10 protein-coding genes are annotated in these 25,113 nt (G+C 73.4%); 2 read left to right on the top strand and 8 right to left on the bottom strand.

What is annotated here, in order from left to right; translation table 11 throughout:
• Nucleotides 1-196: 196 nt before the first annotated feature.
• A complete protein-coding gene (locus tag WD341_RS13970; RefSeq protein WP_368426080.1) occupies nt 197-1,012 on the bottom strand; it encodes a cyclopropane-fatty-acyl-phospholipid synthase family protein in 816 nt (271 codons plus the stop codon).
• A 181-nt stretch (nt 1,013-1,193) separates the two neighbouring features.
• On the opposite strand from WD341_RS13970, the gene WD341_RS13965 reads away from it, so the two are divergent.
• Nucleotides 1,194-2,213 (top strand): hypothetical protein, encoded by a 1,020-nt coding sequence (locus tag WD341_RS13965; RefSeq protein ID WP_368426079.1) that lies wholly within the window; start codon nt 1,194-1,196, stop codon nt 2,211-2,213.
• An 18-nt stretch (nt 2,214-2,231) separates the two neighbouring features.
• On the opposite strand, the gene WD341_RS13960 is transcribed toward WD341_RS13965, so the two are convergent.
• Nucleotides 2,232-3,221, bottom strand: coding sequence for a methyltransferase domain-containing protein (locus WD341_RS13960; RefSeq protein ID WP_368426078.1), 990 nt, complete (start codon nt 3,219-3,221; stop codon nt 2,232-2,234).
• A 52-nt stretch (nt 3,222-3,273) separates the two neighbouring features.
• Complete coding sequence (locus WD341_RS13955; protein WP_368426077.1) at nt 3,274-4,623, bottom strand: PfaD family polyunsaturated fatty acid/polyketide biosynthesis protein; 1,350 nt, start codon at nt 4,621-4,623, stop codon at nt 3,274-3,276.
• Nucleotides 4,624-4,821: 198 nt separating this feature from the next.
• Between WD341_RS13955 and fabD the strand changes: the two genes are divergently transcribed.
• Nucleotides 4,822-5,931 carry an ACP S-malonyltransferase gene (fabD, locus tag WD341_RS13950; protein WP_368426076.1) on the top strand — a complete coding sequence of 370 codons (1,110 nt, stop codon included), beginning with the start codon at nt 4,822-4,824 and terminating at the stop codon, nt 5,929-5,931.
• On the opposite strand, the gene WD341_RS13945 is transcribed toward fabD, so the two are convergent.
• From WD341_RS13945 to WD341_RS13925, 5 genes are all read right to left on the bottom strand, one after another.
• Nucleotides 5,928-6,371, bottom strand: a complete 444-nt coding sequence (locus WD341_RS13945; protein ID WP_368426075.1) for a LysE family translocator — start codon at nt 6,369-6,371, stop codon at nt 5,928-5,930. The genes fabD and WD341_RS13945 overlap by 4 nt on opposite strands.
• A gap of 249 nt (nt 6,372-6,620) precedes the next feature.
• Nucleotides 6,621-7,739, bottom strand: a complete 1,119-nt coding sequence (locus tag WD341_RS13940; protein WP_368426074.1) for a MupA/Atu3671 family FMN-dependent luciferase-like monooxygenase — start codon at nt 7,737-7,739, stop codon at nt 6,621-6,623.
• Entirely contained in the window at nt 7,736-22,453 is a 14,718-nt protein-coding gene (locus WD341_RS13935; protein ID WP_368426073.1) for an SDR family NAD(P)-dependent oxidoreductase, read from the bottom strand. The genes WD341_RS13940 and WD341_RS13935 overlap by 4 nt, the downstream gene beginning before the upstream one ends.
• A 167-nt stretch (nt 22,454-22,620) precedes the next feature.
• Nucleotides 22,621-23,898 (bottom strand): hydroxymethylglutaryl-CoA synthase family protein, encoded by a 1,278-nt coding sequence (locus WD341_RS13930; protein WP_368426072.1) that lies wholly within the window; start codon nt 23,896-23,898, stop codon nt 22,621-22,623.
• Between the two features lie 146 nt (nt 23,899-24,044).
• Nucleotides 24,045-25,113: dihydroxy-acid dehydratase (locus WD341_RS13925; RefSeq protein WP_368426071.1), on the bottom strand; the 1,069-nt coding region annotated here is incomplete at its 5' end.

Genomic DNA, 25,113 nt, shown 5'->3' with positions numbered 1-25,113 from the left:
GACGGCTCCGACGCGCCGGCACCCGCCTTCAAGAGCGCAGCCTCGATCTCTCTGAGTTCGCGTGCCGTGTCCATCAGCAGCCCGGGCGGCCTCTCCGCCTCAGCCCCGGTCGCCGGCGACGCGCACCGCAGGGCCCGACGTCTTCACGCGATCCGGCGCCGGGCGCCCCGCCCCCGTCTCGGCGCGACCGGGCAAGCTATTTCTTCCTCGCGGTCACGACCATGTAGCCGAGATTCTCGCTCATGTACTCGAAGAGAAAGATCCAGTTCTCGATCATCTTCTCGGTTTCCTCGCCGAACATTTCGACGAGCGTGCCCCGATGCTCTTCGAGCGCTTCCGTCAGCTTGGGCACCAGCCAGGGCATGACGTTCTCCGAAATGTCCTCGATCTCGACGAGCTCGAAACCGGCTTCCGCCATCAGGGCCGGATAGTCCTCCTTGGCGACGAAGACGGAATGGATGTGCTCCTGGACGAAATCCCTGAACTCGTCGCTCGTGGTCGGCAGCGTCGGCAGGTCGGTCAGCAGCAGCGTCGCGCCCGGCTTGAGCACGCGCGCGGCTTCCAGAAGCGCCGCCCGGTGGCCCATGTGGAAGATCGATTCGAAGAACCAGCCGCCGTCGTAGCTGGCGTCCTCGGCAGGAATCTCCAGGGCGCTGCCGTGGAAGAACCGCAGGCGGTCCTGGAGCCCCTCGGCCTCGGCCATGGCCGTCGCGGCCCGCTGCTGCGAGCCGCTGATCGTGATGCCGTCGACCTGGCAGCCCGTGGCGCGCGCGAGCTTCGCGGCCGGCTGGCCGACACCGCAGCCGAGGTCGACGAAGCGCTGTCCCGGTCCGATCCGGATCCGCTCGATCATGATCTCGGCCAAGCGGTCGGCGGCGGCGGCGAAGCTGGCTCCGGCGGTCTCGGCGTCCCAGTAACCCCAGTGCAGGTGCCCGCCGAACAGGGTCGGCCCGAACTGCCCCTCGGGCGAATCGTAGAGCGTGGCGACCACTTCGGGTTCGGCAGTCTGCATCGTAAGGCCCCCCTCGAGCATGCAGCATGAGCGACCGCCGCAGCATAGGGTGGGGCCTCCCCGCCCTCCAGCGGAAAGTCGCCCGCGCAGGCGCGCGATCGGACATTCGTATGGCGCCCTTTCGGCGGCTTGCCTACACTCCGAGATCCGTCCGGAAGCCGTCATACCTCGGGGGAGCTCAATGCTCGGCATTCTCAAAGATCCCTATTTCAGCGAGCATCAGGCCAACGGCTTTGTAGAAACCGGCATTTCTCTGGAAGAAGATCTGGTCGAGGAAATCAAGGAGCACTACCTGACGAAGGCGCTCGGTCACAACGACTTCCCAAAATTCTTCGTCGACAACCAGCATCAGGCCTATCTGGAAGGCGCCGTCCTTGGTTTCGTCTTCAATACCTTTCCGGGGGCCGCCAAGAAACTGGTGAAGCGCTTCTACGACAAGGCCTACAGCAAGGCGGTCTATTGCGACCAGGCCTGCATGGAGAAGGTGCTGGCCCAGCTCATGAAGCAGGACTTTCAGCGTCTCTTCGAGACCCGCTACATCGTCGCCTCCTACGACATGTACCTGCGCAACAGCCACCGCTCGCCGGCGGCCGGCATCCACACCGACCTGCCGAACTTTCATCACTTCTACGAGACCGAGAACGACCTCAGCCTCTACATCCCGCTGGTCGACCTCGACGACGACAACGGCGGGCGCCTCTCGGTGCTGCCGGAAAGCAAGCTGAAGGTCGCGGGCAACGTGCTGCTGAAGCTGCTCTACGAGCACTTCTCGCAGATCCCCGAGTGCCTGGACGAGAAGGGCTACGTCGACCCCGACAGGATCACCGCCAGGCAGATGGCGGCCTTCATCAGGAGCAAGCCGCACCAGGACCTGATGACCCTCTACAAGGGCGTCATCCCGCTGGCCAAGAAGCAGTACGCCGGGGACTTCCGGCGCACCGAGGAGGGCCGCGGCCGGGTGCTGATGTTCAACAACAAGAACTTCCACGCCGCCGAGCGCTGGAAGAACGAGCAGGTCGACCGCGAGGTCTACGTGATCCGCATGTTCCCGCTCTACGACGCCCGGATCCGCCTCAGGCAGAAGCTGCACGGCACGCCGGTCAACAACTTCCTGCTCGACATGCAGGAGGGCGTCGTCCACCGCTATCCCCACCCGGTCGACGTGACCGCGATCCCCGAGGCCGAGAAGCTGAGGCTGTGACCTCGCCGCCGGCGCCGGCTACTTGCGCGCGCCGACCAGCAGGCAAGGACCGGTGATCGCGTCGAGGTGATAGTAGGTCCACAGCGCGTCCGTTAGCCGCACGAGGTCGAGCCGGCCGTCGCCGAACTCCTCGTGCAGCCGCTCGACGACGTGGAGGAAGTGCGCGCGCCAGATCTCGTCCCTGGCGTCCTCGACGTGGATCTCGTGGAAGCCGACCTCGGACAGCAGCGCCCGATACTCCTCCACGCTCTCCAGGTGGTTTTCCGGGCTCGGGAAGACCGGGTACTGCGCCAGCCGCTCGCGGGAGGTGAAGAGCACGTCCGACAGGACGAGGTGGCCGCCGGGGGCAAGCACCCGGTAGGCTTCCTCGAGGAAGCGCCGCCGCGTCTCGAAGTGGAAGGCGGCTTCGATGCAGAGGACGGCATCGAAGAAGCCGTCCCGGAAGCTCATCTCGACGGCGTTCATGACCTGGGCGTTGCAGCCGGGCGCGTTGGCCCGGGTCGTCTCGATCTGCTTTTCCGAGATGTTGATCGCCCAGACGTCCTCCGGCCTGTAGTGGTCGAGCAGGCGCCGGGTCGAGGCGCCCAGGCCGCAGGCGACGTCGAGGATCCGGCCGGTCTTCTCCGGGAGGAGAGCGAGCAGCGCGTCCTGCAGCCGCTCGCTGGCCTGGTGCTGCGTCTTCGTCGAGGCGTCCCAGTAGCCGATGTTGCGGTACTGCGTTTCGCCGAGCAGCAAGCCCATGATGCCGTCGCGGCTGTAGAAGGTGTCGTCGTAATGGCGGTTGACCGCGACCGCGAGGCGGCCGCTGTCGGGGCCGTCCGCCGCGGCGACCTGCTCCCGCCCGTCCGATGCCGGCTCGGGCCGCGGGCCCAGCCCGCCGAGCGGGGCGTCGCCGGCCAGCCTCGCGAGGTCGGCGGGCACGTGGCCGATCGCGTCGATGTGCGCCGAGATGCCGTCGAACAGCCGCTGCTTCAGCTGCGCCTTCAGGTCGGGTCCGTGGGTATCCATCTTCTGCTTTCGTCTCTCTGCGGCGGGCTTGCAGGTAAGGGTGTGGCGGTCGTCAGGCGAAGGCCCGGAACCGCTGGTTCATGTAGTCGGCGCAGGCCTGCAGCAGGTGTTCGGCGACGGCATCGACATGGCGATTGCGCCAGTCCTCCAGGGCCGAGCCCTTGACCCACTGGTTGAAGGCGCCGAGCGCCGGGCCGGTATGGACCTGGAAATCGACCCGCTGGGCGCTGTCGCCCGCCAGGGCGAGGCGCATGGTGTGGACGAAGTACCAGCGGAAGACCAGCGCCATCATCGCCTTGGGATTGCGCTCGGCGCGCTCGATCTGCTCGGGAAAGGCCGTCATGTAGTGGGCCCGGGTTTCCCGGAAGACCTCCTCGAAGCTGCGCTTGAAGTACTTGTCCTGGATCTCCCTGCGCACCGGCGCCTCGATCGCCTCGAAGGAGGCGTGGCTGCGCCAGAGGTCGTAGAGCCGGTTGGCCTTGGCCGGGAAGAAGACGCCCTTCCTCATGACCTGGATCTTCGAGCCCAGCTCGAACATGTCGCCGGCCGGGGCGTAGGCAGTATCCTGGACGCCGATCTCCTGCAGCATCTCCTTGACCGCCTCGCTGGTGCCGGCCTCGACGCTGCACTGGTTGATCGAGCCGGTGCCGAGGAAGTCGGCGCCGAGCAGGAAGGCGCAGGCCGCGGCCTCCGGCGTGCCGATGCCGCCCGAGGTGCCGACCCGCACCGGCGTCTCGTAGCCCCGCTCCTCCTGCAACCGGTCGCGCAGGCGCAGGATCGCCGGCAGCAGGACCGAGGTCACGCCGCCGTCGGTGTGGCCGCCGGAATCGGCCTCGACGTTGAGGTCGGAGGCGACCGGCAGGCGCTCGGCCAGGGCCGCTTCCTGCTCGGAGATCCGGCCCTCGGCGAGCAGCCGCTCGACCATCGCCCGCGGCGCCGGCGACAGGAAGGAGGCCGCGACCTCGGGCCGCGAGATCTTGGCGATCACGCGGTTCGGCACGCTCAGCCGGCCCTGGGCGTCCGTCGCCAGGCCGGTCAGGCGGAACTGCACGAGCGCCGGGCTGACCTGCATGAAGGCCGAGGCCTCGAGGTTGCGCACGCCGTGCCGCAGCAGCAGGTCGACCAGCGCCCTCTCCTCCTCGGGCCGCGAGGGGTCGGCCAGCAGGTTGACGCCGTAGGGCGCGCCGCCCGGGAGGGCCTGCTGGATCTGCAGGATCGCGGCCTCGATCTCCGCCAGGCGCAGGCCGCCCGAGCCGAAGAACGACAGGAAGCCGGCCCGCGCCATGCGGATCACCAGCGCGGTCGAGGCGATGCCCTTGACCATGGCGCCGGCAACGTAGGCAGCCCGCAGCCCGTAGTCTTCCCGAAAGCGCTCGGATCCCAGTCGTTCCGGCGTGATCACCCTGCCCCTCGCCCCCTCTCCTCGTCGCCTCTGTCTTCGTCGCCCCTCGGCCATTGAGGCGCGAAGACGGCCGCCGCGCAACCGCCGCGTTGGCACGGAGCGTCGACCGTAGCGGGATTCGGCCTGGCGGGCCGGTAGTGCGCCCGCGGCGGAGTTGCTAATCTCCTCGCCGTCCCGCCACTGCCGGAAGAACCCGCCATGCAAGCCTACCTCTTTCCCGGCCAGGGGTCGCAGCGCGTCGGCATGGGCGACGGCCTGTTCGAGGCCTTTCCCGAGCTGACCGAGGCCGCCGACGCGGTCCTGGGCTATTCCATCGCGGAGCTCTGCCTGCGCGACCCCGAGCGCCGACTGACCCGGACCCAGTTCACCCAGCCGGCGCTCTACGTCGTCAACGCGCTGAGCCACCGGCGCCGCCTGCAGGAAACCGGCGCGCAGCCCGACTTCGTCGCCGGCCACAGCCTGGGCGAATACAACGCGCTGGAGTGCGCCGGCGCGGTCGGCTTCGAGGACGGCCTGAAGCTGGTCAGGCAGCGCGGCGAGCTGATGGCCGCCGCCCCCAAGGGCACCATGGCGGCGGTGGTCGGCCTGCCCGCCGGGCGGATCGCCGAGATCCTGGCCGAGAACGGCCTGGAAGCTCTCGACGTGGCGAACTTCAACGCGCCCGCCCAGACCATCCTCTCGGGCCTGGAGCCCGACATCCGGGCGGCCCAGGACTGCTTCGAGCGCAACGGCGCGACCTACATCCCGCTCAACGTCGGCGGCGCCTTCCACTCGCGCTACATGCGCCCGGCGGGCGAGGCCTTCGCCGCCTTCCTGGCCGAGTTCACCTTCGCCGAGCCGCAGATTCCGGTGGTCGCCAACGTCGACGCCCAGCCCTACCGGTCCGGCGAGACCGCGCGCCGGCTGGCCGACCAACTGACCCAGCCGGTGCGCTGGCTGGACTCGGTGCGCTTCCTGCTGAGCGAGGGCGTGACCGACTTCCTGGAGCTCGGCCCCGGCGACGTCCTGACCAAGCTGGTCCGTGGCATCCGCAGCGATTTCGAGGCCAACCCGCCCGCGCCGGCCGCTTCTGCGCCCGAGCTGGAGCCGGAGGCGCGCCCCGACGCGCAGGCGACGGTGGCCGCCTGGAACCGCCGCCACCCGGTCGGCACGCGCGTCACGGTCGCCGGCTACGAGCGGGCCCTGACCACCAAGACTCCCGCGGTCGTCCTCTTCGGCCACCGCGCCGCCGTCTACCTGGAGGGCTACAACGGCTACTTCGCCCTGGAAGAGGTCGCGCCGGCGGCTCCGGCCGAGGCCGGCGCCTAGATCGGGAGGCCTGCGGCGGGATCCGTGAACTGCGGCAGGAAGGCGAGGTGAAAGAGCGCCGACTTGGGGTTCAAGGCCTCCACCACGACGCTGTCGCGCAGCGCCTTCAGCGCCGTCGGCGCGGGCGTCCTGCGGGGCGCGGGCACCGAGGACCGCCCGCCTCTCAGGTACCTGACGCCGAGCCAGATCAGGTAGGCCGCGCCGACGAGCTTCATTGCCGTGAAGAGCGCCGGCACGGCGGCGAGCAGGGCCGAGACGCCGAAGGCGGCGGCGGCGATATGCCCAAGGCCGGCGATATGAAAGCCGAGCGCCGACCACCAGCCGGCCTTCCGGCCCGCGGCGAGCGTCTGAGCGGCGGCGTAGAACATCCCCGGCCCGGGGACGCAGGCGAAGACCGCCGAGGCCAGGAAGAAGGGGATCAGGAGATCTGCAGAGGGCATGGGCGCAACTCCATCGGGGCGCCCAGTGTCGCGCAGCCGGCATCAGGCCCGAGGGCGGCCAATCGCCGCCCGCGGGCTCGTCGAGGGGCGGCAGGCTTCGTCGCCGGCGGTGCGCGCACGCCCCTCGACAGGCTCGGGACGAAGCAAAGAGGGAGAGGGCTCGAAGGGTCGGATCGTGAAGCCGCGCCACCCCTTGCTTCGTCCCGAGCCTGTCGAGGGGCGTGAAGGCGCCCGACGCCGTAGGCCCGCTCAGCCCGCCGGGCGGTAGCCGGCGGCCAGGCGCTCGAGGTGGCCGAGGGACTGCCGGACCAGGGGGTAGTCGGCGCCGAAGTCGAGCAGGCAGGCGATCTCGTCGATGCCGGCGGCCCTCGCCTGCTCGACGACCTGCCGGCCGTCGTCGGGCGTGCCGAAGAGCGCGCCGGTGCGGAAGTAGCGCTGGTAGGCGTAGTCCAGCATCTTCGCCTTCTCGGCCTCGCTCAGCGGCACCCCGCCCTTCTCGTCGAGGGCGGCCTTCACGTGGGCCTCGAGCGCGCTCCTGATGTAGTCGCGGAAGGGCGCCTCGACGGCCTCGCGGACCTGCTCGCGGTCCTCGAGCAGGAGGGTGTGCAGCATCAGCGTCACGGTCCCCGCCTCGGGATCGAGCCCGGCCTCGCGCCGCCCCTCCCGGTAGAGGGCGACCTTCTTGGCCATGGCCTCGAGATTGTTGCCGTAGAGCATGGTGAAGACGTTGTAGCCCTGGCGGCCGGCATGGAGGAAGCCGCCGTCGTTCTGGGCGACCAGCAGCCAGACCGTGAGCTCCGGCTGCAGCGGCCGCGGGTAGACCGTCACCGTCACCTCCTGCCCCCCGGGGCCGGGAAAGGCGACCGGCTCGCCGCGCCACAGGCGCTGCACTACGGAGATGTTCTCGCTCAGGATCCGCCGCCGGTCCTCGTAGCTGTCCGGCGCCAGGATGAAGTCGTCCCGCGCCCAGCCCGAGCCGAAGCCGAGGTCGACGCGGCCCTGCGACAGCACGTCGTTCATCGCCCACCATTCGACGACCTCGGCCGGATGGTGCAGCGGCAGCGAGACGCCGGCGGTGCGGAAGCGGATGCGCGCGGTCTGGGGAATCAGGTGCGCCGCCATGATCGCCGGGTTGGCGTAGATCGAGCCGAACTCGTGGAAGTGCCGCTCGGGCAGGTAGACCGCCTCGAAGCCGGCCCGGTCGGCGAAGAGGGTGATGTCGCGCATGAAGGCGTACTTCTCGGCGTCGGCCACGTCCTTGCGGACGTCCGAGAAGAACAGGACGCTGAAGCGCATGCCCTGGCGCGGCGGCGCGGCCCGCCGGGCGGTCGGGCGCAGGCCGAGCAGCTGCTCGACGGTCTCGCTCACAGCGTGCCGCCCGAGGGCTGGGACGTGCCGGCTTGGGGCGAAGCCCCTTGCGCCGCCAGGTGGCGCGACAGCCTCTCGACGGTCGGGTGCTCGATCAGCCACTGCGGCGGCAGCTCCCGCCCCAGGCGCTTTTCCAGGCGCGTCGAGAGCACCATCGCCGAGATCGAATCCAGGCCATAGCTCTGGAAGGGCTGAGCGGGATCGAGGGTCTTCAGCTTCAGCACCTCGCGGACCGTCTCGGCGATGACCCGGGCGCTCTCGGTTGGGGCGCTCTCGGCCGGGGCGCTTTCGGCCGGGGTACGCACGGCCGCCGGCGTCTCGACCGGCGCGCCCTCGGCGACCGGGGCCGCGGCGCCGAACAGCAGCGCGTGGAGGCGATGGATCAGCGCGGGCGCGAGGCGCCGGATCTCGGGCAGCCCGACGACGGCGGTGATCTCGCGGGGCGGCACCGCCCGCCCGGCCCGCTTCTCGGCCTCCCAGCGCTCCAGGTGCCCGAGCAGGAGCGCCGCCGGCCCTTCCGGCTCGGACCCGGCAGGCTTGGGCATGACGGGCTCGGGCATGGCGGGCTGGGCGTGGAGCAGTTGCGGGCGGACCTGCTCGAAGCGGCGCGGGTCGAGGTAGCCGACGATCACCCGGCTGCCGAGGCCCTCGCCCATCGCCCGGTCGAAGAGCGCCCGGCCCTCCCGGTTCGAGAAGGTCCGCAGGCCGAGCCGCGCGAAGGTCTCCCGCACGGCCGCCGCCCGTTCCGGCGCGACCCGCGTGATCCCGCCGGTCTCGTTCCAGTCCGACCAGAGGATCGTGCGGTAGCACCGCCGCTCGTGCTGCCGGTGCTGGTAGGTCGTGAAGAAATCGACGAAGGCGTTGGCCATGGCGTAGTCGGCGGCGCCGCGCGCCAGGTGCGGGACCAGCCCGGTCAGGGAGACGAAGGAGACAAAAAAGTCCAGCGGGTCCGCCTTGAAGACGGCGTGCAGGCTCTCCAGCCCCTCGGCCTTCGGCTCCCAGACGGCGCGCAGGGACTCCAGGCTCTTGGCGGCGAAGGCCGGCGTCGCCGGATCGGAGTAGAGCGCGGCGGCGTGGACCACGCCGCGGATCGGCCCCAGGGTCGCGCGGACCCGCACGAAGTAGTGGCGCAGGGCGTCGCGGACGGCCAGGGAGCCTGTATAGACCTCGAGCTGCTCGAGGCGCGCTTCGAGCGCGAGCAGCGCGCGCAGCTTGTCCGCGAGGTAGGGCTCCAGCGCCTCCTGCTCGAGCGCCTGGGCCCAGCTCTCGCGCGGCGGCAGCGGCGTCACACCCATCAGCACGAGCTTGCGGCAACCCCTGTCGGCGAGGTGACCCGCGATCTCCAGCCCGACGCCGTTGGTGCCGCCGCTGACGACGTAGACGGCCTCCTCGTCCAGCTCCAGGGGGTCGAGTTCCAGGGGGTTCAGCTCCAGGGAGTCGAGCCCGCCAGACCCCGCGGCCTCCGCCGCCAGCAGCGGCGCGAAGCGCGCGCCCTCGCGGACACAGAGCGTGGTCTCCTGCAGCGCGGACCCGAGCTCCTGCAGGAGCAGGCGCCGCAGCAGCGGCGGGTCGTCCTGGGTCGCCTGGTCGATATCCAGGACCCGGGCGGCGACCTGGCGGTACTCGGCGCCGAGCATGGCGACCAGCCCGGCGAAGCGGGCGCCGGCCAGGCTCATCCGCTCGCAGCGGAAGGGCAGCAGGCCCTTGGTCAGGTAGAGGATCGAGAGGTCGCGGCAGGTGCCGACCAGCGCCTGATAGAAGAGCGTCCGGCCTGCGGGGTCCTCGTCCTCCTCGGCCGGTGCCTCGTGCAGGGCGCCGAGGTCGACCAGGTGGTCGATGTCCTCGAAGCGGTCGAGCAGGATGCGGGCGCCGATCCGGGCGGCGGCCGGGTCGGCGAAGTCGATGACGTTGTCGAGCCGGCCGGCCGGCACGCTGGCGTCGCCGACCAGCACGACCCGCTCGAAGTCGCCCGGCTCGAACAGGCGGCCGGCAAGCTCGCAGGTCTCCTCGTTAACCAGCAGGAGCAGGGTGCGGCGGCGCAGCGGCGGCTCGGCCGGCACCGGCGCCTTGGGCCGCCAGTCGACCTCGAGCCGGCAGAGGCGCTCGACGCCGGTCTCGGCGCGCGCGACGCGGCAGAACCGCCGGTCGCCCTCGTAGCGGACCTCGCTCAGCCCGTCCTGCCCCTCGCAGGCCAGCCACTCCGTGACCAGTCGCTGCATCGCCGCCGCGGCATCGGAAGTGTCGTCCTGCCCGACCAGCAGGAGCGGGCGACGGGCGCCGGAGGGCTCTGCCGCAAGCGCGGCCCCCAGCCGCTCCGCCGTCGCGGCGTCGGCCCTCGCGAAGAGAGCCAGCCGGCCGGCACCGGCGGCCAGGCGGCTGACCAGGGCGGACGTCTGCTCGCCCCCCGCTTCCTCCGCCAGCAGGATCGCCCAGTCCGGCGCCGGTTCCGGCGCCAGCGCCTCGGCGCGGCAGAAGCGGAGGCGCGGCTGGGCCGACAGGGCGGCGGCCTCGGCCAGCCGTCCGAGCAGCGCCGCCAGGGCCCGACCCTCTGCCGATGCCTCGTCGCCGACGACCAGGATCTCGCCGTCCAGGCGCTCGCGCAGCCGGCCCTGCCAGTCGAGACCCTCCGGCAGCGCGCTGCGGCGCCAGGGGCCGGGCTCGGCGGCCGTCTTCTCGGCGGGCACCTTGGCGGGCTCAGCGGCGCTCGCCGCTTCCGGCACCCAGTAGCGCTCGCGGGCGAAGGGATAGCTCGGCAGGCCGTGGCGGCGGCGCGCCTGCCCGGGCCGGTGCAGCCGGCGCCATTCGACCGGCTCGCCCGCGACCCAGCGCGCGGCCAGGCCCGCCAGGTCGGCTGGCCCCGGCGCCCGCGCCGAGGTGGGCGGCACGGCCTTGCCGGCCTCGCCGGTCCAGCAGTGCGGGTCACCGAGGTCGTTCGCGGCGCAGGCCGACAGCCGCTCGCGCAGCTCCTCGCGGGTGGCGGCGAGGATCGCCAGGCGGTGGCGGAAGGCCGGCCGGCCCGTCTGGAAGGTATGGGCGAGCTCGGCTAGGCTCGCCGCCTCCGGCTCCTCGGCCAGCCACTCGGCAAGGGCGCCGGCATAGCGCGCCAGCTGCTCGGGGCTGCGCGCCGACAGCGGGAAGAGCACCGGTCCCTCGGCCATCCCGGCGGCGGGCGGGCGCGGCGGCGCCTCGCCCAGCACCAGGTGCGCGTTGGTGCCGCTGAAGCCGAAGGAGCTGACGGCGGCGAGGCGTTCGCCCCCGGCCCCGGCGGGCCAGGGCCGGCAGTCGGTGTTGACGTAGAAGGGGCTGTCCTCGAGCGCGATGTGCTCGTTCGGCGTCTCGTGGTTGATGGTCGGCGGCAGCAGGCCCGTCTGCAGCGCCAGCACCGTCTTGACGACGCCGGTGACGCCGGCGGCCGTCGCCAGGTGGCCGAGGTTGCTCTTGACCGAGCCTAGGGCGCAGAAGCCGCGCCGGTCGGTGAAGCTTCCGAAGGCCGCGCGGAGCGCCTCGACCTCGATCGGATCGCCGAGCTTGGTGCCGGTGCCGTGCGCCTCGACCAGGCCGATGCGCTCGGGATCGAGGACGAACTTGCGGTAGACGCCGACCTCCAGGCGGGTCTGGGACTCCTGGTTCGGCGCGGTGATGCCGTTGGTCCGGCCGTCCTGGTTCACGCCCCAGCCGCGGATCACGGCGCGGATGTCGTCGCCGTCGCGCTCGGCGTCGGCCAGGCGCTTGAGCAGCAGCACGCCGACGCCCTCGCCGGGCACGAAGCCGTTGGCGCGCTGGTCGAAGCTGTAGCAGCGGCCGTCCGGGGACAGCATGCCGGCCTGGCTCATCTTGACGTGGATGTCGGGGCCGGTGACGACGTAGACGCCGCCGGCGAGCGCCAGGTCGCTGTCGCCGAGCACCAGGCTGTCGCAGGCATTGGCGATGGCGACCAGGGAGGCCGAGCAGGCCGTGTCGATGGCGAGGCAGGGCCCCTGCAGGTCGAGGACGTAGGCGATGCGCGCCGGCAGCATGGCCACCGACTCGCCGATCAGCCCCTGGGCGCTCGGCGGCTGCCCGGCCAGCAGCTGGTGGTAGTCGCCGGCACCGCAGCCGACGAAGACGCCGCAGCGGCTGCCGGCCAGGGCCTGCGGGTCGTAGCCGGCGTCCTCGATGCAGCGCCAGCTATTCTCCAGGAACAGCCGCTGCTGCGGGTCCATGAGCTCGGCCTCGGCGGGCGCGATGCCGAAGAACAGGGGGTCGAAGCGGTCGATGTCCTCGAGCAGGCCCATGCGCCGGCAGACCGTCTTGCCGGGCGCGCTGCGGTCGGCGTCGTAGTAGTCCTCGAGCGGCCAGCGCGACGGCGGGATCTCCGACACGCAGTCCCGTCCCTCCGCGAGGTTTCGCCAGAACTGGCGGAGGTCGCCGGCCTTGGGGAACTGGCCGGCCATGCCGACGATGGCGATCGGCTGCGTGGTGGCGGCCTGGGTCGCGGCCGTCGGGACCGCTGGCGCCGGGATGTCGGGCGCCGGGTGCGGCGCCGCGGCAGGCGTCAGGGGGAAGGCGTGCAGCAGGACCGGCTCATGCGCCGGCGGCGCGGCGCGGGGGGCCGCGACGGCCGCCGGCGTGCCCGAGCCACCGAAGACGCCCTGCTGCCGGCCGAGCTCGACCAGGTGGCGGTGGAACTCGGCGAGCGTCGGGTGGCTGTAGACGCGCGTCGCGGCGACGGCCAGGCCGTAGCGCTCGGCGATCGCCCGAATCCAGGTGACAGCGGCGATGGAATCGAGGCCGAGGTCGATGAACTTGGCGTCCTCGTCGAGCTCGCCCGGCGCCATCCCCAGCTCCCGGGCCAGGGTCTCGCGCAGCCAGGCCCGCAGCTCTTCGGCGTCCTGCAGGCCGGTGCCGGCCTCGGCCTCCGGCCGGTCTCCGCCCAGCTCGGCCAGGACGAAGGCCGAGAAGCGCAGCAGGTTCGGGTGGCTGTAGGCCCTGGTCGCGGCCAGGGAAAGGCCGAGCCGCTCGTTGAGCCGGCGCACCCAGGTGACGGCGCCGATCGAGTCCAGGCCCAGGTCGATGAAGGGAGTCTCCTCCTCGATCTGCTCCGGCGCCATCTGCAGCTCGGCGGCCAGGGTCTCGCGCAGGATCTCGCACAGCGCGCCGGGCGTGGGCGCCGACCCGCGGTCAGCCGGCGGTGTCGCCGGCTCCGGCGCGGCGCCCTCGAAGTGGCGGGCAATCCGCTCGATGACCTCGGGGTTGCCGACGAAGGTCCGGTCGTGCAGCGCCAGCTCGCGCTCGAAGACCGCGGGCAGGCTGGCGCGCAGCGCCGCGCTGCGGCTGCGCTTGTCCTCGACCAGGGCCTGCCGGCTCGAGCTCGCCAGGCGGTGCGCCAGGGCGAGCGCGTGGCCCAGGACCTCGCGGCGCGGCAGCACCGGGCCGAGGCCGCGCGCGCGCAGCTCGCGGCCCTGGTACTCGCGGGCGGTCAACAGGACCTCGCGGCCGAGGCCCGCGCCCAGGCGCTCCGGGAAGACCCGCGTCGAGCCGGCGCCCGGCGTGAAGCCGTAGAGCATGTAGGGGCTCTGGTAGACGCTCTCCTCGCTGTAGACGGCGGCGTCGCAGAACAGGCCCATCGCCCAGCCGGCGCCGATGGCGTGGCCCTGCATCGCCGCGATCACCGGGATCTCGCAGGCGAGCGGCCGGCTGTAGCTCTGCTCGTCGGTGAAGCGCGCGCGGCCGCCCTGGATCGCCAGCAGGCCCTCGCGGGTGCCGCCGCAGGCGAAGTAGGACTCGAAGCCGGTCAGCACCACGACCTTGAGGCCGGGATCGCCGTCGATCCGCTCGAAGGCCTCCAGGACGCCCTCGACGAAGGCCGGCGAGAAGGTATTGCGGCTCGCCCGCTCGCAGAGCGTCATCACGGCGACCCCGTCGGGGTAGGCCTCGAGGGTCACGACCGCGGAGTCGAGGGCGATGCGCCTGGGCGCGCCCGCCGCCTCCGCGCGCGCGGGTCCGGCGAGGTCGGCCGCCAGCGTCCCGCCCTGCCCGCGCGGGGCGAGCGCGCTTCCGTCCCGTGCCAGATGCCCCTTGAGCGCGGCCAGGGCCGGCGCCGAGCCGCGCGCGATGCTGCGCGCCAACTCGAGCGCGCGCGCCTCGAGCTCGTCCGTGGCCACGACCGGCAGGGTGAAGCCGGCCTGACGGAGCTCGCTGCCGGGCAGCGCCGCTGCCGAGCCGAAGGCGTAGGTGCCTTCGGTGCTGCAGATCGCCAGGTCGCAGGCCTCGGCCAGGGTGGCGGCGGCGCCGCGGATCTCGCCCTCCAGCACGGCCACGACCGGCAGCGCGCAGGCGGCCAGCGCCTCGGCCGCCATCCGGACCGAGGCCGACGACGGGCTGTCGGCCAGCAGCCGGTCGAGTCCCTTCAGCAGCAGCACCTTCGACCCGGCCTCCCCCTGGCCGCCGAGCCAGCCGAGGCAGGCGACGAGAGCGGCGCAGGCGGCCTCGGGATCGAGCGGGCGCGCATCGGCCGGATCCGGCCCGACCGAGACGAGGCCCTCGCCGAGATCCTGCAGCACCAGCGCCGCCTCTTGTCCAAGCGGTTCCAGGGCTTGCGGGCCGAAGCTCGACAACTTTCTTAGGGTGCGCTGCCCGGCCGCCGCCGGTTGCGGGAAGCGGGTCGGCACCGAGGCCGGGTCGCGCAGGACGACGGCGTGGGGCTTCGCGAAGGTCGCGGCGGGTGCCGGCAAGGGTGCCGCCGCGACGGTCTGGGCCGGCGGTGCGGGCTCCGGCGCGGTCTCGACCTCCGCTGCCGGGATCGGCAGCCAGTAGCGGGTCGTGGCGAAGGGATAGCTCGGCAGGGCGATGCGCCGGGGCAGGCGCCCGGCAGCCCGACGGCCGCGCTGCAGGGCCTCCCAGTCGACCGATACACCCTTCGTCCAGAAGCTCAGCAGGCGATCGTGCTCGCCGGCGGCGAACCAGCCGGCGAGCCGCTCCTGCAGCGCCGCCTCCCCGGCGCCGGCGATCTCCCGGGCCTGGCGGGCGTGGCCGAGGTGGAGGCCCGCACGCCCGGACTCGGCGACCTCGGACCCGGCGGCAAAAGCCTCGAGCCGCGCGCGCAGCGCCTCCGGCGAGTCCGCGACCAGGCCCAGTCGATGGTCCATCGCCTCGCGGCCGACCTGCAGCGTGTAGGCCAGGTCGGCGAGCTCGGGCGCCTCACCGGCGGCCAGGCGCGCCGCCAGGAAATCGGCCAGGCGGGCGGCATAGGCCTTCAGCCGCTCCTCGCTGCGGGCCGACAGCACGATGGGGAAGCGGCCCGCCTCTGCCGACGGCGCCTCGGGCTCCTCGTACTCCTCGAGGATGACGTGGGCGTTGGCGCCGCCGGCGCCGAAGGAGGAGAGGCCGGCGATGCGCGGCGCCTCCTCCGGGCCCTGCGGTCCCGGCAGCCTCGGCCGCGGCCAGTCCGCCAGCGCCTGCTGGACGAAGAAGGGCGTCGCGGCGAAGTCGATCTCGGGGTTGGTCTCGGCGGCGTGCAGGCTGGGCGCCAGCTGGCGGTGTCGCAGCTGCAGCACGACCTTGATGAAGCCGGCGATGCCGGCCGCCGCCTCCAGGTGGCCGATGGTCGACTTGGCCGAGCCCAGGCTGCAGAAGCCGCTGTCCTGCGTCGTCTCCCGGAAGGCGCGGGTCAGGCCGGCGACCTCGATCGGGTCGCCGAGCTCGGTGCCGGTGCCATGGGCCTCGAGGCAGCTGACCGCGCGCGCGCCGAGCCCGGCCTTGCGCAGCGCCTCGCCGACCAGCTCGGCCTGGGCCAGGGGGTTCGGCACGGTATAGCCGTTGGTCTTGCCGCCGTGGTTGACGTGGGTCGCGCGGATCGTCGCGTAGATCCGGTCGCCGTCGGCGAGGGCGCGGGACAGCGGCTTGAGCAGCACGGCGCCGACGCCCTCCCCGGGCACGAACCCCTTGCCGCCCTTGCCGAAGCTGCGGCAGAGGCCGTCGGGCGAGAGCATGCGCGAAGCGCTGAGGCCGACGTAGCCGGAGGGGTGGAGGTAGAGGTTGACGCCGCCGGCCAGCGCCAGGCGGCACTCGCCGGCGCGCAGGCTCTGGCAGGCCTGGTGGATCGCCGTCAGCGAGGAGGAGCACATGGTGTCGACGGGCACGCTCGGGCCGCGCGCGTCGAGGAAGTAGGACAGGCGGTTGGCGACCGAGCTGAAGGAGGTGTGCGGCTGCAGCCGCTCGCCGCGCCGCCACAGGTCGGGGCCGAAGAGGTCGAAGCCGGTGCGCGTGATGCCGACGAAGACGCCGAGCCGCCGGTCGAAGTCCCGCGCCAGCCGCTCGCGCGTGTAGCCGGCATCCTCCAGGGTCGCCCAGGCGGTCTGCAGGAACAGCCGCTCCTGGGGATCGATGCCGACCGCCTCCTTCGGCGAGATGTTGAAGAACAGCGGGTCGAAGGCGGTGACCTCCTCGAGGAAGCCGCCCCACTTGCCGTAGCTGCGGCCCTGCGCGACCGCGACCTCGGAGTCGGCTTCGAAGAAGCCCTCCAGCGGCCAGCGGTCGGCCGGCACCTCGCGAATGCAGCTCTCGCCCGCGCTCAGCACCCGCCAGTAGGCCTCGAGGCCGTCGGCCTGCGGGAAGCGGCAGCTCATGCCGATGACGGCGATCGGCTCCGGCGCCGCTTCGGCCACGGCGGAAGCGGGCGGCCCGGAAAGAGGCGCCGCGACAGGCGAGGCGGCAGGCGGTGCCGGGACTTCCGACAATCCGGTCACGCGGCGCACCCGGTCGCGGCTGGTGCGCAGCAGGTGGTCGGCGAGCGCGCCGACGGTCTGGCACTCGAAGAGCAGCGTCGCGCCGACCTCGGGGAAGGACCCGCGCAGGGCCGCGGTGATCTGGCCGATCAGGATCGAGTCGATGCCGTAGGCCTCGAGCGGCTCGCGCGGGTCGAGCGCCTCGGGGTCCATGCGCAGCACCTTGGCGACGAGGCGCCTCAGGTGCTGCTCGGCCGCCCGCTTCAGCTCGGGAACCGCGCCCGCCTCCTGGGCTTCCTCGCCGGCCGGCGCCGCAGGCGCAACCGGCGCAGCGGCAGCCGGCCGGGCCTGCTGCCAGGCGAGGCCGTCGCTGCGGGCGAGGATCACCTGCTGGCCGAGGACGTGGGAGTGGGGGTCTGCGAAGCTGACCTCGTCGAAGCCCTCCTGCGCCAGCACCCGCCGCCAGGTCTCCGGGTAGAGGCCGGGCGCGCCGGGCATGCGCAGCGGCCGGTCCTCGGCCAGCCACCAGCCCTCCAGCAGGCCGAAGGTCAGGTGCGCGAAGAGCGAGCGGCCGGCGAGCTCGTTGAGCAGCAGCAGGCCGCCGCGGCCGAGCGCCGCCTTGCAGCCGGCCAGGGTGCGCCGGATGTCGCGCGTGGCATGGAGCACGTTGGTCGCGACGACCAGGTCGTAGGCGCCCGCCTCCAGTCCCTGCCCGGCCAGCGGCCTCTCCAGGTCGAACAGCCGCGGCCGCAGGAAGGGGCAGTCGCCGAAGCGCGCCTCGGCGTGGAACAGGAAGGCCTTCGAGAGGTCGGTAAAGGCGTACTCGGCGATGCGGCCGGCGTAGGGCGCGAGGCGCGGCAGGACCAGGGCCGTGGTGCTGCCGGTACCGGCGCCGACCTCGAGGATCCTGAGGCGCGCCCGGGGCTCCTCGCGCTGGCGGGCCTCGACGGCGGCGGCCAGCGCCTCGGCGAGCTGGCCGTTGAAGTGGTCGGCGACGGCGTTGCCGCCGTACACGCCCTCGACCCGCGCCATGGAGGCCTCGGGAAACAGCAGGTCGGTGGCGCGCAGGCGCCCCGACAGGATCTCGGGCAGCCGCCGCAGGCAATCCTCGGCCAGCGCGACCGCCGCCTCGAGGTCGGGCCCGGCCAACTCCGCGGCCTTGGCCGCCTCCCAGTCGCGCCAGGCCTGCGCCAGGTCGGGCGGCGCGGCGCCGGCGCGCTCGGCCAGCAGCGCCCGCCCAGCCTCAAGCCATTGTCCGTGGAAGCCGGCGGGACCGCTTTCCGACCCCTCGGTCAGTCCCAGAGAGTTCAGCGTCGCGGCGAAGAGATCGGCGAGCCGCGCCTCCAGCGCCACGTTGGCGAAGAGGCTGACTGGCTTCAGGGACTCGACCTCGGCCGCCGTCGCCGCGACCGGCGCCGGCAGCGGCCGGGGGACGGCGGGACCGGCCTGGACCCGCAGACTGCGGGCGGTGTCGACCAGGGGCAGCGCCTCGATCCGGCGGTTCCGCAGCAGGGCGACCTGGCCGAGCGGCGCGCCGAGCAGGCGCTGCAGCGCCTCCATCGCCTCGTCCGGGCGGATCGGCAGGACGCCGCCCAGCCGCAGGCGCGTCTTGGCGGCCTCGGAGAGCGCCGCCGCGCTGCCGATCTGCCAGTGCCCCCAGTTGACGACCTGGACCGGATAGGGCCGCCGGCCGCGCAGCGAGAGCGCCAGGGCGTCGGCGAAGGCGCCGCCGGCGGCGTAGCCGCTGAGGCCGCCGTTGCGCTCCAGGGCGACGACCGAGGAGAAGAACAGCAGGAAGTCGAGCGGCTCGTCCTCGAAGGCCTGCGCGACCCGGACGCTGGCCTCGACCTTGGCCGAAAGGACCTCGCGGAAGTGCGCCTCTTCGGTCTCGGCGAGGCTGCGGTCGAAGGCGCCGACGGCGGCCTGGACGACACCGTGGACCGCCGGCCAGCGCCGCTTGATCTCCGCGTGGGCGGCCGCCAGGGCCGCCGGATCCGAGGCGTCGGCGGCGAGGTAGAGCGGCGCCGGCCCGAGCGCGGCCAGCGCCTGGAGCTTGGCGCGGATCGCGGCGTCCGCCGGGCGCCGGCCGATCCAGACGACCTGGGCCTGGAAGTGCTCGACGAGGTGGCGCGTCCAGGCTTCACCCACGCCGCCGGCGCCGCCGACGACGACGTAGACGCCGTTCTGGCGATAGGCGGGCGGGCCGTCGGGCAGTGCCTCGACAGGCCCGAGGCGGCGCCGGAACCACTGCCCGCTTCGCCTGGCGAGCACCTCGCCGCTGGGCGCGGTCTCGGCCGAAGGCAGGTCCGGGAGCGGCCAGTCCTGCGCGTCCTCCAGGTCGAGGCAGCGCACCCTCCAGAGCGGCACCTCCCCGGCCAGGGCGCCGAGGAAGCCGGGAACGCCGGCGTCGGCCGGCTCCGGCCGTTCGCTGCCGAAGACGGCCTGGCTGCGCCAGGTGACCGCCGTCCAGTCCAGGGGCCGCTCGTCCCGGGAGAGCGCGAGCAGCGCCTTGACCAGCCGGAACAGGAAGAGCAGGCCGGACTCCTGCCGCTCCAGCAGGGCCGCCTCGCCGGCTGGCTCGGGCCGCGCCAGCCACAGGATCCGGTCGAAGGGTTCGAGCGCGCGGAGCCGGTCGGTCAGAACGGGGATCGAGGCCTCGGGGTCGATCTCCAGCCATTGCGTCGAGGCCGGGAGCGCCGCGCCGGCGCGTTCCTTCCAGTTGCTGGGACCGATGGCCAGCACCCGGGCCTCGGGCGCGGGGAAGAGTGCCTCCGGCAGCGTCTCCCGGGCGCTCAGCGCACGCCAGACCGGTGCCAGCAGGATCGCCGGCGGTCCTTCCGTCTCCCCGGACGGAACCTCCTCGCCGGCCGCGCCAACTTCCGCCGGCAGCGGCTCGCCGGGCAGCCAGTAGGCGTGGCGGGCGAAGGGATAGGTCGGCACGTCGAGCCGCCGCCGCGCCGGCGCGCCCGAGGGATGGAGCAGCGACCAGTCGACCTCGGCGCCGGCCAGCCAGAGCAGTCCGAGGCGCTCCAGGTCGCCCTCGGCCGCCAGCGCCTCGACGAAGGCCCACCCCGCCTCGCCGCGCGTCAGCTCGCCGAAGCGGCCGGGCGTGGCCCTGTTGGCGGTCGCGCCCTGGGTGGAATGGCCGCGGGCCGGGTCGGCGCAGAAGGCGTTGAGGGCCGCGACCAGCTCCTCCCGGCCGGCGACGACCAGCGCCAGGCGCTCCTCCAGGGCCTGGCGGCCGGTCTGCAGCTGCCAGGCGAGGTCGGCCAGCGGCACCGAGCGGCCGGGCCCGGCGGTCAGCCAGTCGAGATAGCGCCGGGCGTAGGCCTGCAGCTGCGCCGGGGTCCGCGCCGACAAGAGGAAGAGCAACGGCCCCTCGTCCGCACCCGCTGCCGATCCCGCCTGCGCCCCCGCTTCCGGGACCTGCGGGGCCTCGGCGACGACGACATGGGCGTTGGTGCCGCCGGAGCCGAAGCTGCTGACGCCGGCGAGGCGCGGCGCGCCCGCGGCGGGCGCGGCCCAGGGCCGCAGGCGCTCGACGATCTCGAGGCCGCTGCCGTCGAGCGCGATCTCGGGATTGAGGCGTCGGAGGTGCAGGCTCGCCGGCAAGGCGCGCCGCTGCAGGCAGAGCACCGCCTTGAGCAGGCCGGCGAGGCCGGCGGCGGCCTCGAGGTGCCCGAGGTTGCTCTTGACCGAGCCCAGGCCGCAGGGTGCGGCCGACGGCGGTCGCTCCGCCCCCGCCTCGGCGAAGGCCTGGAGGATGCCCTGGACCTCGAGCGGGTCGCCGAGCGGGGTGCCGGTGCCGTGGGCCTCGAGATAGCCGAGGTCGGTGGGCTCGATGCCCGCCGCGCGCCAGGCCGCCCGCAGCAGCCGGGCCTGCTGCTCGGGGTTGGGCACGGTCAGGCCGCCGGCCTGGCCGCCGTGGTTGCAGGCCGTGCCCTTGATCACCGCCTGGACCCGGTCGCCGTCGGCCAGGGCGGCGGCGAGCGGCTTGAGCAGCAGCACGACCGCGCCCTCGCTGCGCAGGTAGCCGTCGGCCTCGGCGTCGAAGGGGCGGCACTGGCCCTGCTTCGAGAGCATGCCGGCCTGGTAGTAGGCGAGCGTGTTGGCCGGATGCAGGAGCAGGTTGACGCCCGCGACCAGCGCCTGCTCGGACTCGCCGTCTGCCAGCGAGCGCACCGCCTCGTGCAGCGCCACCAAGGAGCTGGAGCAGGCCGTGTCGAGCAGCAGGCTGGGGCCGTTGAGGTCGTAGAAATAGGAGATGCGGTTGGCCAGCACCGCCATCGCGCTGCCGGTGCCGTAGTGCGCCTCGGTCGGCCGCTCTGAGCGGTCCAGCAGCCGGGCGTAGTCGGAGCCACTGGCGCCGACGAAGACGCCGGTCCGGCTGCCGGCCAGGGCGGCCGGCGCGTAGCCGGCCTGCTCGATCGCCTGCCAGCAGAGCTCCAGCAGCAGGCGCTGCTGCGGGTCCATGGTCTCGGCCTCGGCCGGCGAGATCCGGAAGAAGGGCGCGTCGAAGGCCGCGACGTCCTCCAGGAAGCCGCCGCGCGCGATGCCGCGGTGCCGCCCCTCCGGCTCGATGCCCGCGGGCCAGCGCCAGCGGCCGGCCGGCAGCTCGCCGAGCACCGAGCGGCCGTCGCGCAGGCAGGCCCAGAGGTCCTCGGGTGTGTCGAGGCCGCCGGGCAGCCGGCAGGCCAGGCCGACGACGGCGACGTCGCGCGCGCCGGCGTCGCGCAATGCAGCCTCAGGTGAGTCGGCGCCGCCTTTGGCGGCCTTCGCGGGGCGCGCGGCCCGCCCCCTGCCTTTCGCGGGCCTCGCCCGCACCGGCGCGAGCTCTTCGCAGAGGTGATCGGCGACCTTTCCGGCGGTGTTGAAGCGGAAGAAGAAGCCGGGGCTCAAAGCCACCCCGAAGCGGTGGGCGAGCCGCTCGCCCAGCTCCAGCAGGCCGGCCGAGTCCAGGCCCATCTCCATCAGCGGCCGGTCGAAGGCGAAGGCCGCCTGCCCGCCCTCGCCCAGGCAGGCGCCGACCGAGGCTTCGACCCCGGCGCGGATCGCGGCCCGGCTCGGCGTTTTCCCCGCCGCCTGCGGCGCCCGGCCCGGCGGGGACGCCAGCAGGTCGCGGCGGCGGCGGCGATGGATGTCGTAGCGGACCAGCACGCCGCAGCCCTGGTTCTTCAGGTCGGCGGGCCGGTAGCCGGGCAGCGGCCGCTCGACCGTCGCGCCGTGCAGCTCGTGGAAGCGCAGGATCGGGTCGGCGAGCACGCCCTGGGCGTTGCGCCGGGCGAGGTAGTCCGCCAGCGAAACACCTTCCGCGGCGTCGAAGTTGCGGCAGAGGGTCACCGCGACCACGGCCTCGACGCCCGGCTCCAGGCTGCAGCGCACCAGCATCAGCTCCAGCAGCTGGTCGCCCAGGGTGCGTTCCTGCATCTCCGGCAGGATGTTGACCGCGAGCAGCTGGACGGTGGCGCCGGCCGGGTCGTGCAGCCGGTCGACCCGGGCCGCGGTCATGCCCTCGAGCGCCCCGGCCTCGGCGATGCGCTGGGAATAGATGACGCCGGCCAGGATCTCGCCGACCAGCAGCACCAGCTGCCCCTCGGGATGCCGGGCGATGCGCCGGGCCAGGACCGCCTTGGGCGTGCGCAGGCCGCGCGGCCAGCAGCGCCGCTCCAGCAGCTGCAGGGCCGGCAGGTCCCCGGCCGCGGCCGGCCGGACGCGGAAGTCGCGGCGCTCAAGGTGCTGCAGCAGGTCGCGCTTGCGCGCGGCGGCCTCGGCAAGGTCCTCCGGCGGCTGGCGGCCCGGCAGCAGCCCCGCCGCCGCGGCCGCCGTCAGGAGCTCGAGCGGCGCCACGGCCGGGTCGTCGGCCAGCCGGCGCAGGGCGCCGAAGCAGGGATCCGCGGCGACCGCCTCGGCCTCGGCGAAGTCGGCCAGGCCGAGGCGGGCCATCGCGCCCGAGGCGCGCTCGAAGAGCCCCGAGGCGCGCTTGAAATGCTCTGCCGGATCGTCGGTCATCGAGCGGCGCCCTGCCCACTTTCAGCTGTGGGAAGGCCGCCTGCGGCCGATCCCCCCGGTCCGCGCCCCGCAGCGCGGTCTCCCCCTGCCACTGTGCCGCCGAGCGGGCGCCATAGCAAGCCGAGGCCGCCCGAGAGCGCCCGCGAATCGGCGCGGTTCGGCGCCGGTCACGCCCAGGCGTACTGCCGGTGGTAGCCCTTGATCTCGGTCAGGAAGATGCGCGGGGCGGCGGTCTCGCGGGTGCCGGCCAGGATCGATTGCCAGACCTCGGGGATGAGGTCGGTGTCGAGGACGACGTCGCGGGTGCCGAACTTCACCGTGTCGCCGGCCGCGAGCAGCGCTTCGTACTCCGCCATCGACAGCCGGTGCCGGCCATCGAGCTGGCGCTCGAAGTCCATCGCGCGCAGCTTCTCCTGGCCGGCCGCGGTCGCGACGCCGCTGTAGAACTCCGAGCTGCAGCCCGAGCCGTAGGAGAAGCAGCCGATCCGCCGCGGCGTCTCGAAGCTGCCGCGGTCGATGGCGCCGGCGAGCGACAGCAGGACCGTGGCACCCATGATGTTGCCGACCCGCTGGCAGTAGGTCAGGCCGGGCTGCACGCGCGCCTCGAAATCCTGCTCGGTCTCGTCGCGGTTGGTACGCGCGTGCTTGCGCATCATGGTGCGGTGCGCGCCCTTGACCATGCCGCCGAAGGGCGTGTGGAAGCAGAGGTACTGGAAGGTCGTCCGATAGTCGGCCTCGGGCACCCGCCGGCAGTACTCCAGGAAGGTCTCGTTGCAGCAGTCGAGGTAGGACAGCAGCGACAGGTCGACGTTGCCGGCCTCGCTGTCGGCGACCGGCCGGCAGGTGTCCATGACCTCGTAGCTGTAGTAGCCGTTGGCGCCGACGTCGAGCTGGAAGACCTCCGGCGTCTCGCTGACCAGGAAGGCGACCGCGCCGGCGCCGCCGCTGGGCTCGAAGAAGGCCCAGTCCATGGTCAGGGCGTCGCCGTCCTCGGCGACCAGGAAACGCGAGAGGTCGGTGGCGACGACCAGGGCCTTGGCGCCCGGCGAGACCTGGGACAGCACGAAGCTCGCCGCCATCTGCAGGCCCGCGGTGCCCGAGTAGCAGGCCTGCTTGAGCTCGAACAGGCGGCAGTTGCGCTTCAGGTCGAGGCAGCGGTGGACGTAGGTGCTGAGCGACTTGCCGAAGTCGATGCCGGACTCCGAGCAGGTGATCAGCAGTTCGATGCGGTCCCTCTCCGCCTCCGGCAGGGCGTCGATCAGCGGTTTGGCGGCGTTGACCGCGAAGGTCACCGGATCCTCGTAGGGCAGGGCCACCGACTTCTGCTTCATCAGCAGGTTGTCGAAGCGCGCCGTGTCGAGCCTGCGGTGCCGCGCGAGCTCCAGCACGTCGACGTAGGCGCTGCCGCCGTAGAGGTTCATCGCTTCGATTCCGACGGCCGTCACGCCTCGCCCTTCCCCCTTCGCTGGCCCCGCCTTCGCCGGTGGCGGCCAGCCCCCTGAAGCGCGGCACTATGGGACAAGCCCGGGAGGCCTTCAACAGGCGGAGCGTGCGAGTGCGCGCCTTCGCGGATGGGTTCTGAGGGGGAGCCCTACGGCGTGCGCTCCCGCGGGCCGGGCGGCCGCAGGAAGCGGAAGTCGCAGCCCTCGTCCGCCTGCGTCACCTCCTCGAGGAACAGCTTGAGGTAGCCGCGCTCCGCCGTGGGCGGGCTCGCCGCCGGGGCCTCGGCCCGCCGGCGCGCCAGCTCCTCCTCGGCGACGAGCAGCTCGAGGCGGCCGGCCTCGACGTCCAGCTCGATCAGGTCGCCGTCGCGCACCAGGCCGAGCGGGCCGCCGGCGGCGGCCTCCGGCGCGACGTGCAGCACGACGGTGCCGAAGGCCGTGCCGCTCATCCGGGCGTCGGAGATGCGGACCATGTCCTTGACGCCCTGGCGGGCCAGCTTGCGCGGGATCGGGATGTAGCCCGATTCCGGCATGCCCGGCGCGCCGAGCGGGCCGGCGTTGCGCAGCAGCAGCACGTCCTCGGCCGCGACCTCGAGCTCGTCGCTGTCGATGCGGGCGTCGAGGTCGGCCAGGGAGTCGAAGACGACGGCGCGGCCGCGGTGCCTGAGCAGCGCCGGCGAGGCCGCCGACCGCTTGATGAGGGCGCCGCCGGGGGCGAGGTTGCCGCGCAGCACGCGCAGCCCGCCCTGGGGCGACAGCGGCGCCGCGAAGGGGCGCACGACCTGCTGCGGCCAGTCCGGCGGCCCGGCCTCGATCTCCTCGCCCAGGGTGCGGCCGCTGACCGTCGGACAGTCGAGCTCGAGCTGGTGGCGCAGCTGGCGCAGGATCGGCAGCAGGCCGCCGGCGGCGAAGAGGTCCTGCATGTAGTACTGGCCGCTCGGCTTGAGGTCGACCAGCACCGGCGTCTCGCGCCCCAGCCGGTCGAAGGCCTCGAGGTCGATGTCGAGGCCGCAGCGGCCGGCGACGGCGGCGAGGTGGATCAGGCCGTTGGTCGAGCCGCCGACCGCCTGCAGCACGCGCAGGGCGTTGCGGAAGCTGGCGGCGGTCATGATCTCGCGCGGCCGCGGGCCGGCCCCGGCCAGGGCGACCGCCCGGCGGCCGCTGGCCTCGGCGTGGCGCAGCCGGTCGGCGTGCGGCGCCGGGATCGCGGCGCCGCCC

It is taken from the genome of Tistlia sp., from assembly GCF_040905785.1.
GTDB lineage: Bacteria > Pseudomonadota > Alphaproteobacteria > Kiloniellales > DSM-21159 > Tistlia.
The sequence above is the reverse complement of the archived record's forward strand: the minus strand, read 5'-3'. Positions and strand labels throughout refer to the sequence as shown.